This is a genomic window from Curtobacterium sp. PhB136, assembly GCF_004346855.1.
In the GTDB taxonomy this organism is placed as follows: Bacteria; Actinomycetota; Actinomycetes; order Actinomycetales; family Microbacteriaceae; genus Curtobacterium.
Map to the genome: position 1 here is coordinate 1 of NZ_SMGH01000001.1, position 8,095 is coordinate 8,095.

The following is an 8,095-nucleotide window of genomic DNA, read 5'->3' on the forward strand; positions in this document are numbered from 1 at the left end:
CGAAGACCTCCGGTGACGACGTGGTGTGTGGTAACTCACATCGTCCCGGAGGTCTTCACTTACGTCACCCGTTCACAACGTCCCGGGGAACTACACCTAGGCGAGCTCGATGAGCTCGGCGTAGTCCTTGTTCCAGTGGTCCTCGGTGCCGTCCGGCAGCAGCAGCACACGCTCGGGGTTGAGCGCCTCGACCGCTCCGGTGTCGTGGGAGACGAGGACGACGGCCCCCTCGAAGCCGGCCAGCGCGTTGAGGATCTCTTCGCGCGACGCCGGGTCCAGGTTGTTCGTGGGCTCGTCGAGCAGCAGCACGTTCGCACCGGAGACCACGATCATCGCGAGCGAGAGCCGGGTCTTCTCACCACCGGAGAGCACGCCGGCCTTCTTGTAGCCGTCGTCGCCCGTGAACAGGAACGACCCGAGGACACGACGGGCCTCGGTCTCGTTGAGGTCGGTCGACGCCGAGACCATGTTCTCGATCACCGTGCGGTTCACGTCGATGTTCTCGTGCTCCTGCGCGTAGTACCCGATGCGCAGGCCGTGACCCGGGAGGATCTCGCCGGTGTCCGGCTTGTCCGCACCCGCGAGGATGCGGAGCAGCGTCGTCTTGCCGGCACCGTTGAACCCGAGGATGACCACGCGGGAACCACGGTCGATCGCCAGGTCGACGCCCGCGAAGATCTCGAGCGACCCGTAGGACTTCGACAGCCCCTCGGCCATGAGGGGCGTGCGGCCGCACGGCGCCGGCGTCGGGAACCGGATCTTCGCGACCCGGTCGGCGACGCGCTCGTCCTCGAGGCCCGCGAGCAGCTTGTCCGCCCGCGCGACCATCTGGTGCGCCGCAGCCGCCTTCGACGCCTTCGCGCCGAACCGAGCGGCCTGGTCCTTCAGCGTGGCGGCCTTCTTCTCGGCGCCCGCACGCTCCTTGCGGCGGCGCTCCTCGTCGGCGACGCGCTGCCGTTGGTACAGCTTCCAGCCCATGTTGTAGACGTCGATGGTCTGGCGGTTGGCGTCCAGGTAGAACACCCGGTTGACGACCTCGTCGACGAGCTCGACGTCGTGGGAGATCACGATGACGCCGCCCGGGTAGGTCTTCAGGTGCTCGCGGAGCCACACGACGCTGTCGGCGTCGAGGTGGTTCGTCGGCTCGTCGAGGATCATCGTCTCGGCGTCCGAGAACAGGATCCGCGCGAGCTCGATGCGACGACGCTGACCACCGGAGAGCGTCTTCAGCTGCTGGTCGAGGATCCGGTCCGGCAGCTTGAGGTTCGACGCGATCGACGCGGCCTCTGCCTCGGCCGCGTAGCCGCCGAGGGCGTTGAACTGGTCGTCGAGACGGGAGTACCGGCGCATCGCCTTGTCGGCGACGGTGGGGTCCTCACTCGCCATGTCGAGCGTGGCCTGCCGGATGCCCTCCACGAGCTCGCCGAGGCCGCGGGCGTCGAGGATGCGCTTGCGGGCGGTGTCCTCCGGGTTCCCTGAACGTGGGTCCTGCGGCAGGTAGCCGATCTCGCCGGTGCGCTCGATCTTGCCGTCGGTCGGCGGCTGCTCCCCCGCGAGGGCCTTGGTCATGGTGGTCTTCCCCGCGCCGTTCCGGCCGACGAGACCGATCTTGTCGCCCTTCTCCACTCGGAAGGACACGTTCTCCATCAGGAGGCGAGCCCCGACGCGGATCTCGAGGTCGTGCACGGCAAGCACAGTGGAAGTCCAATCAGTTGGTGGTTTTGCACAACGACGTGTGCAGGAGGTACACCGCTACGCTGACGGGACCGATGGTCCCGAACGGGACCAGCAGTCCATTCTAGGAGAATCCATGACGAACGCCACCGGGTTCGCTCCCCGCGCAGTCCTCGCCGACCGTCTGCGGACGCAGGGGCTCGCCACGAACGCCGCCCTCGTCGCGGGTGGTGCCCTGTTCACCGCCGCCATGGCCCAGGTCGAGGTGCCGATGTGGCCCGTGCCGATCACCGGCCAGACGCTCGCGGTCGTCCTCGTCGGCGCGACGCTCGGAGCACGCCGTGGCGTCCTCTCGATGCTCGTGTACGCGATCGCCGGCCTCGCCGGAGCGCCGTTCTTCGCCGACATGACCGGCGGCATCCACGCCCTCGCCGTCCCGAGCTTCGGGTACGTCATCGGCTTCGTCCCCGCCGCCGGGGTCATCGGCTGGCTCGCGCGCCGCAACTGGGACCGCAAGGTCGGCCGGGCCGCGCTGGCCTTCACGCTCGCGAGCGCGATCCCCTTCGTGACCGGGCTGCCCTACCTGGCCGTCGTCCTCGGCACGCTCGGCGCGCCGAACGACCTGCAGTCGGTGCTCGCCGCCGGCCTGTACCCGTTCATCGCGGGCGGCCTCGTGAAGGCGCTCATCGCCGCGGGCATCGTCCCGCTCGCCTGGAAGGCGCTCGGCCGCCGCTGACACGCCCAGCGCGTCGCCCCCGGCGCGTGGTGCGCACACGACAGACGGGAGGCCCGGTGCCAGCTGGCACCGGGCCTCCCGTTTGTGCAGGTGGTGGCGACTAGATCGAGAAGCCGAGCGCGCGCATCATCTCGCGACCGTCGTCGGTGATCCGGTCCGGACCCCACGGCGGCATCCAGACCCAGTTGATGCGGAACGCGTCGACGATGCCGTCGAGCGCGTTCGCGGTGTCGCCCTCGATGACGTCGGTCAGCGGGCAGCCGGCACTCGTCAGCGTCATGCTGATGATGAGCGCCGATGCCTCGTCGTCCCAGGCCAGGTCGTAGATGAGCCCGAGGTCGACGATGTTCACGCCGAGCTCCGGGTCCTGGACCTCCTTCAGGCCCTCGACGACCTCGTCGAACTTCTCCGGTGCGAGTGTGGTGATCATCAGTTCCCCGCGGCGGCGGCTGCGGCCTGCACGTAGCGGTCGTAGCCCTCGTTCTCGAGACGGTCGGCGAGCTCCGGACCGCCCTGCTCGGCGACCTTGCCCGCGACGAACACGTGCACGAAGTCCGGCTTGATGTAGCGGAGGATGCGCGTGTAGTGCGTGATGAGCAGCACGCCGAGGCCGGTCGCGGCCTTGGCGCGGTTGACGCCCTCCGAGACGATCTTCAGCGCGTCGACGTCGAGGCCGGAGTCGGTCTCGTCGAGGACGGCGAACTTCGGCTTGAGGAGCTCGAGCTGCATGATCTCGTGGCGCTTCTTCTCGCCGCCGGAGAAGCCCTCGTTGACGTTGCGCTCGGCGAAGGACGAGTCCATCTTGAGGTCGGCCATCGACGTGCGGAGGTCCTTGACCCAGCCGCGGAGCGCCGGCGCCTCGCCGTCGATCGCGGTCTTCGCGGTGCGGAGGAAGTTCGACACGGTGACGCCCGGGATCTCGACCGGGTACTGCATGGCGAGGAACATGCCGGCGCGGGCACGCTCGTCGACGCTCATGTCGAGGACGTTCTGCCCGTCGAGGGTGATCGAGCCACCGACGACGTGGTAGCGGGGGTGCCCGGCGATCGTGTAGGCGAGGGTGGACTTGCCCGACCCGTTCGGCCCCATGATCGCGTGGATCTCACCCTCGTTGATGGTGAGGTCGACGCCCTTGAGGATCTCCTTGACACCCTGGTCGGTGTCGATCGAGACCTTGAGGTCGCGGATTTCGAGAGTGGACATTGCGTTCCTTCGGTTGCAGCTGTGGTGCGGCGTCAGCCGCGGGAAGTGTGTGGAGGGGGTCTCAGTCGACCGGCACGGGGTCGTGCACGTCGACGTAGACCTCGCCGTCACGGACCTCGACCCGGAAGACCGGGACGGGCTCGTAGGCGGGGAAGTTCTGCGGCTTGCCGGTGGTCAGCGAGAAGCGGGAGCCGTGGGCCCAGCACTCGAGCGAGTCCCCCTCGACGAAGCCCTCCGCCAGGGAGATGTCCCCGTGCGTGCAGGTGTCCCCGATGGCGTGCACGGTGCCGGCGGAGTCCTTGACGATCGCCACCGCGGTGCCGTCGACGACGACGCGCATCGGGGTGTCCACCGCGATGTCGTCCTCGGCGCAGACCTTCTCGGCCATCAGACCGCCGTCTCGGTCTGCGCGGCGGCCGACTGCGCGGTCGCCCCTTCGGCGTTCGCCGGTTCGGCGTTCGCCGGTTCTGCCAGCACGGTGCGGCCTTCGAGGAGCTCCTGCTCGACCGCGGCGATGAGCCGTTCCTCGAGCTCGGGCGCCCCGATCTTCTGGATGACCTCGACGAGGAAGCCGAGCACGACGAGACGACGTGCTTCTTCCTCGGGGATGCCACGGGCCTGCAGGTAGAACAGCTGCTCGTCGTCGAAGCGACCGGTGGCACTCGCGTGTCCGGCGCCCTCGATGTTGCCCGTCTCGATCTCGAGGTTCGGGATGCTGTCCGCGCGGGTGCCGTCGGTGAGGACCAGGTTGCGGTTCTGCTCGTACGAGTCGGTGCCGTCCCCGGCGCGGCCGATGAGCACGTCGCCGATCCAGACGGTGTGCGCGCCCTGGCCCTGCAGTGCGCCCTTGTAGTTGACCCGACCGCGCGTGTTCGGCGCGTCGTGGTTCACGTAGACCTGCTGCTCGATGTACTGGCCGGCGTCGGCGAAGTACACGCCGTACATCTCGGTGTCCGCGCCCTGCTTCGCGAGGTGCGTCGACGGGTTCACGCGGACGACGTCGCCGCCGAGCGAGACCACGACGTGCTTGAGGAAGGCGTCGCGGTTGACCTCGGCGAAGTGCGTCGAGACGTGCACGGCGTCGTCGGCCCAGTCCTGCAGCGACACGACCGTCAGGCGGGCGTTGTCGCCGACGACGATCTCGACGTTCTCGCTGAGGAGCGCCGAGCCGCGGTTGTCGATGACGACGATGCCCTGGGCGTTCGGCTCCGCCGTGATGACGGTGTGCGCGGCGCGGGGCTGCGAGCCGAAGTCCGACCGGGTGATCGTGATGGACTCGTACGCGTCGGTGGCCTTGATCGTGACGGCGAGGACGGCGTCACGGGCGGTCCAGGCGGCCGCCGCCGCGCGGTCCTCCGGCAGGCCGGCGGTGCCGACGCGGGGGTCGTCGCTGCGACCCCACTCGACGTCGGCGCCGTCGGTCTCGGTCGCGAGGAACGGGTACGCGGAGCCGTCGAGGCCGCCCGCGAGGAGCGGGGCGAGCTTGTCCAGCGGCGCGAACTTCCAGTTGACCTCTCGGCCGGTGACCGTGGCGTACGCCTCGATGTCGCCGGACTGCGGGCGATCCGATCGGGTCTGCACCGGGATCTTGGTGTCCCAGCCGCCGTCGGAGTGCGCCTTCGCGCCGTGCTGTTCTGAACCAGCACTGTGCGCAGAACCCGTGGGAGCTGCTGCTGCGGGCTCGATCGGCTGGTCGATGCGGGGTGTCGGGGTGGAACTGGACATCTAGCCGACGGATCCTTCCATGCTCATCTCGATGAGCTTGTTGAGTTCGAGCGCGTACTCCATCGGGAGCTCACGGGCGATGGGCTCGATGAAGCCACGGACGATCATCGCCATCGCCTCGTCCTCGGGCATGCCGCGGGACATCAGGTAGAAGAGCTGCTCCTCGCTCACGCGGGAGACGGTCGCTTCGTGGCCGAGCTGGACGTCGTCGACGCGGATGTCGATCGCCGGGTACGTGTCCGAGCGGCTGATCGTGTCGACGAGCAGCGCGTCGCAGCGGACCGTGTTGGCGGCGTGGTGCGCGTTCGGGTCGACCCGGACCTCACCGCGGTACCCGGCACGGCCACCGCCGCGGGCGATCGACTTCGAGACGATCGAGGACGTCGTGTACGGCGCCATGTGGATCATCTTCGCGCCGGCGTCCTGGTGCTGGCCGGGACCGGCGAACGCGACGGAGAGGGTCTCGCCCTTGGCGTGCTCACCGGCGAGGTAGATCGACGGGTACTTCATCGTCACCTTCGAGCCGATGTTGCCGTCGATCCACTCCATCGTCGCGCCTTCGTGCGCGATCGCACGCTTGGTGACGAGGTTGTAGACGTTGTTCGACCAGTTCTGGATCGTCGTGTAGCGAACGCGGGCGTTCTTCTTCACGATGATCTCGACGACGGCCGAGTGCAGGGAGTCCGACTTGTAGATCGGGGCGGTGCAGCCCTCGATGTAGTGCACGTAGGAGTCTTCGTCCGCGATGATCAGCGTGCGCTCGAACTGGCCCATGTTCTCGGTGTTGATCCGGAAGTAGGCCTGGAGCGGGATCTCGACGTGCACGCCCTTCGGGACGTAGACGAACGAGCCGCCGGACCAGACGGCCGTGTTCAGCGCGGCGAACTTGTTGTCGCCGGCCGGGATGACGGTGCCGAAGTACTCCTGGAAGAGCTCCGGGTGCTCACGGAGCGCGGTGTCCGTGTCCATGAAGATGACGCCCTGCTGCTCCAGGTCTTCACGGATCTGGTGGTAGACCACCTCGGACTCGTACTGCGCGGCGACACCGGCGACGAGACGCTGGCGCTCCGCCTCCGGGATGCCGAGCTTCTCGTACGTGGCACGGATGTCCTCGGGGAGGTCTTCCCACGACTGCGCCTGCTTCTCCGTGGAGCGCACGAAGTACTTGATGTTGTCGAAGTCGATGCCCGTCAGGTCGGCACCCCACGTCGGCATCGGCTTGCGGTCGAAGAGCTGCAGGCCCTTGAGCCGGTTCTTCAGCATCCACGCCGGCTCGTTCTTGAGGTTCGAGATGTCGGTGACGACCTCGTCCGAGATGCCACGACGGGCGGAGGCGCCGGCCGAGTCGGAGTCGGACCAGCCGAACTCGTATTGGCCGAGCCCCTCGAGCTCGGGACGGTCGATGAGCACGTCGGACATGGTCTCCTCGTTTCCTTCTCGCGGCAGCTTCTCGAGTGGCAACCAGCGGCTGCTGGACACCATTCCATCCCAGACCGCCGACACGATGGTGCTGTGCACGGCGAACTCGGTGTTGCTGCGTCGCAACGTCGATGGTTCCACGCAGCCCTGAGTGTGCGCATCCGGGGTGATCGGCGATCACGGCTCGTTCGGAGCCGGCGCCTGCCTAGACTTGACTGCTGCTGAACCCTCGAATCCTACAGGTTCGCTGCACGGAACAACAGGAAGGCACCACCCTCGTGACTCGCGTCGGATCCCCCGTCGACCAGGACACCCGCACCCGGTGGTGGTCCCTGCCGCGTGTCGTGGACCCCCGTGTCGTCGTGCTCGCCTGGGCCTCCTTCGTGGTCGAGGTCGTCCTCATCGGCACCGGTGGCCTCGTCCGCCTGACCGCGTCGGGCCTCGGATGCCCGACCTGGCCGCGCTGCACCGCGGATTCGCTCGTGTCGACGCCGGAGATGGGCGTCCACGGGATCATCGAGTTCGGCAACCGTCTGCTCACCTTCGTGCTCGTCATCGTCGCGATCGCGATGTTCCTGCTGGTCGTCCGGATGCGCCGCACCCGCCCGGAGCTGTTCTGGCTCGCGTTCGCCCAGGGCGCAGCGATCCCGGTCCAGGCGGTCATCGGCGGCCTGAGCGTCCTCACGAACCTGAACCCCTACGTCGTCGGCCTGCACTTCGTCGTGTCGACCGCACTCGTGGCCATCACCGCCACGCTGGTCTACCGCGCGGTGAACGGCCCCCGGGCCGCGCCGAGGCTCGTGCCGAACTGGTACGTCGGCGTGGTCCGCGGCACCATCGCCGCGACGGTGGTCACCGTGCTCATCGGCATCCTCACCACGGGCAGCGGTCCACACGCCGGTGCCGACGCGGCCGTCGACGGCGGGCGTCTGCACCGCACGGGCCTCGACCCGGCGATCCTGCAGCACGTGCACGCCGTCCCCGCGTACGTCCTCTTCGCGCTCACCCTCGTGCTCGTCGTCGGCGCCGTCCGCCTGCGCCTGTCGAGCCGGTGGGCACTTGTGCTCCTGATCGTCGAGTTCGTCCAGATCGCGGTCGGACTCACCCAGGCGCGCACGGCCCTGCCGGTCGGTCTGGTCGGCACGCACATGGTGCTCGCCGGGCTGCTCGTCGGCGCGGTCACCGCGGTGACGCTCTCCACCCGCGCGTCCGGCGGCCCCCAGGCCGTCCGGGAGCCGCTCCCCCGCTAGATGTAGTTCCCCGTGAGGTTATGAACGCGATCTGATGGGGTTTGGCCGCCGAGGCCGGTGTGTGGTCGGTGGTGATTGTAGTGATGCA

At 68.5% G+C, this 8,095-nt stretch carries 9 protein-coding genes; 3 read left to right on the top strand and 6 right to left on the bottom strand.

Features of this window, described 5'->3' with window-relative positions; translation table 11 throughout:
• Window positions 1–96: 96 nt before the first annotated feature.
• Window positions 97–1,695 (bottom strand): ABC-F family ATP-binding cassette domain-containing protein, encoded by a 1,599-nt coding sequence (locus tag EDF27_RS00005; protein ID WP_123653501.1) that lies wholly within the window; start codon window positions 1,693–1,695, stop codon window positions 97–99.
• A gap of 115 nt (window positions 1,696–1,810) precedes the next feature.
• Between EDF27_RS00005 and EDF27_RS00010 the strand changes: the two genes are divergently transcribed.
• The gene (locus EDF27_RS00010) at window positions 1,811–2,410 is read left to right on the top strand and encodes a biotin transporter BioY (protein ID WP_123653502.1); all 600 of its coding nucleotides are present in this window, start codon (window positions 1,811–1,813) and stop codon (window positions 2,408–2,410) included.
• Between the two features lie 100 nt (window positions 2,411–2,510).
• Here the strand turns inward: EDF27_RS00010 and EDF27_RS00015 are convergent, their stop codons facing one another.
• The 5 genes from EDF27_RS00015 to sufB form a co-directional block, all read right to left on the bottom strand.
• Window positions 2,511–2,840 carry a metal-sulfur cluster assembly factor gene (locus tag EDF27_RS00015; protein ID WP_123653503.1) on the bottom strand — a complete coding sequence of 110 codons (330 nt, stop codon included), beginning with the start codon at window positions 2,838–2,840 and terminating at the stop codon, window positions 2,511–2,513.
• Window positions 2,840–3,613, bottom strand: coding sequence for a Fe-S cluster assembly ATPase SufC (sufC, locus tag EDF27_RS00020; RefSeq protein WP_123653504.1), 774 nt, complete (start codon window positions 3,611–3,613; stop codon window positions 2,840–2,842). Before sufC ends, EDF27_RS00015 begins: the two co-directional genes overlap by 1 nt.
• A gap of 61 nt (window positions 3,614–3,674) precedes the next feature.
• On the bottom strand, window positions 3,675–4,001 hold the full coding sequence (locus tag EDF27_RS00025; RefSeq protein WP_123653505.1) for a non-heme iron oxygenase ferredoxin subunit: 327 nt from the start codon (window positions 3,999–4,001) through the stop codon (window positions 3,675–3,677).
• Entirely contained in the window at window positions 4,001–5,338 is a 1,338-nt protein-coding gene (gene sufD / locus EDF27_RS00030; RefSeq protein ID WP_123653506.1) for a Fe-S cluster assembly protein SufD, read from the bottom strand. Before sufD ends, EDF27_RS00025 begins: the two co-directional genes overlap by 1 nt.
• Window positions 5,339–6,757, bottom strand: a complete 1,419-nt coding sequence (sufB, locus tag EDF27_RS00035) for a Fe-S cluster assembly protein SufB (protein ID WP_123653507.1) — start codon at window positions 6,755–6,757, stop codon at window positions 5,339–5,341.
• Between sufB and EDF27_RS19465 the strand changes: the two genes are divergently transcribed.
• Complete coding sequence (locus EDF27_RS19465; protein WP_165931278.1) at window positions 6,741–6,908, top strand: hypothetical protein; 168 nt, start codon at window positions 6,741–6,743, stop codon at window positions 6,906–6,908. The two genes, sufB and EDF27_RS19465, sit on opposite strands and share 17 nt — an antisense overlap.
• 127 nt (window positions 6,909–7,035) lie before the next feature.
• Window positions 7,036–8,007, top strand: coding sequence for a COX15/CtaA family protein (locus EDF27_RS00040; protein ID WP_132046688.1), 972 nt, complete (start codon window positions 7,036–7,038; stop codon window positions 8,005–8,007).
• Window positions 8,008–8,095: the final 88 nt, after the last annotated feature.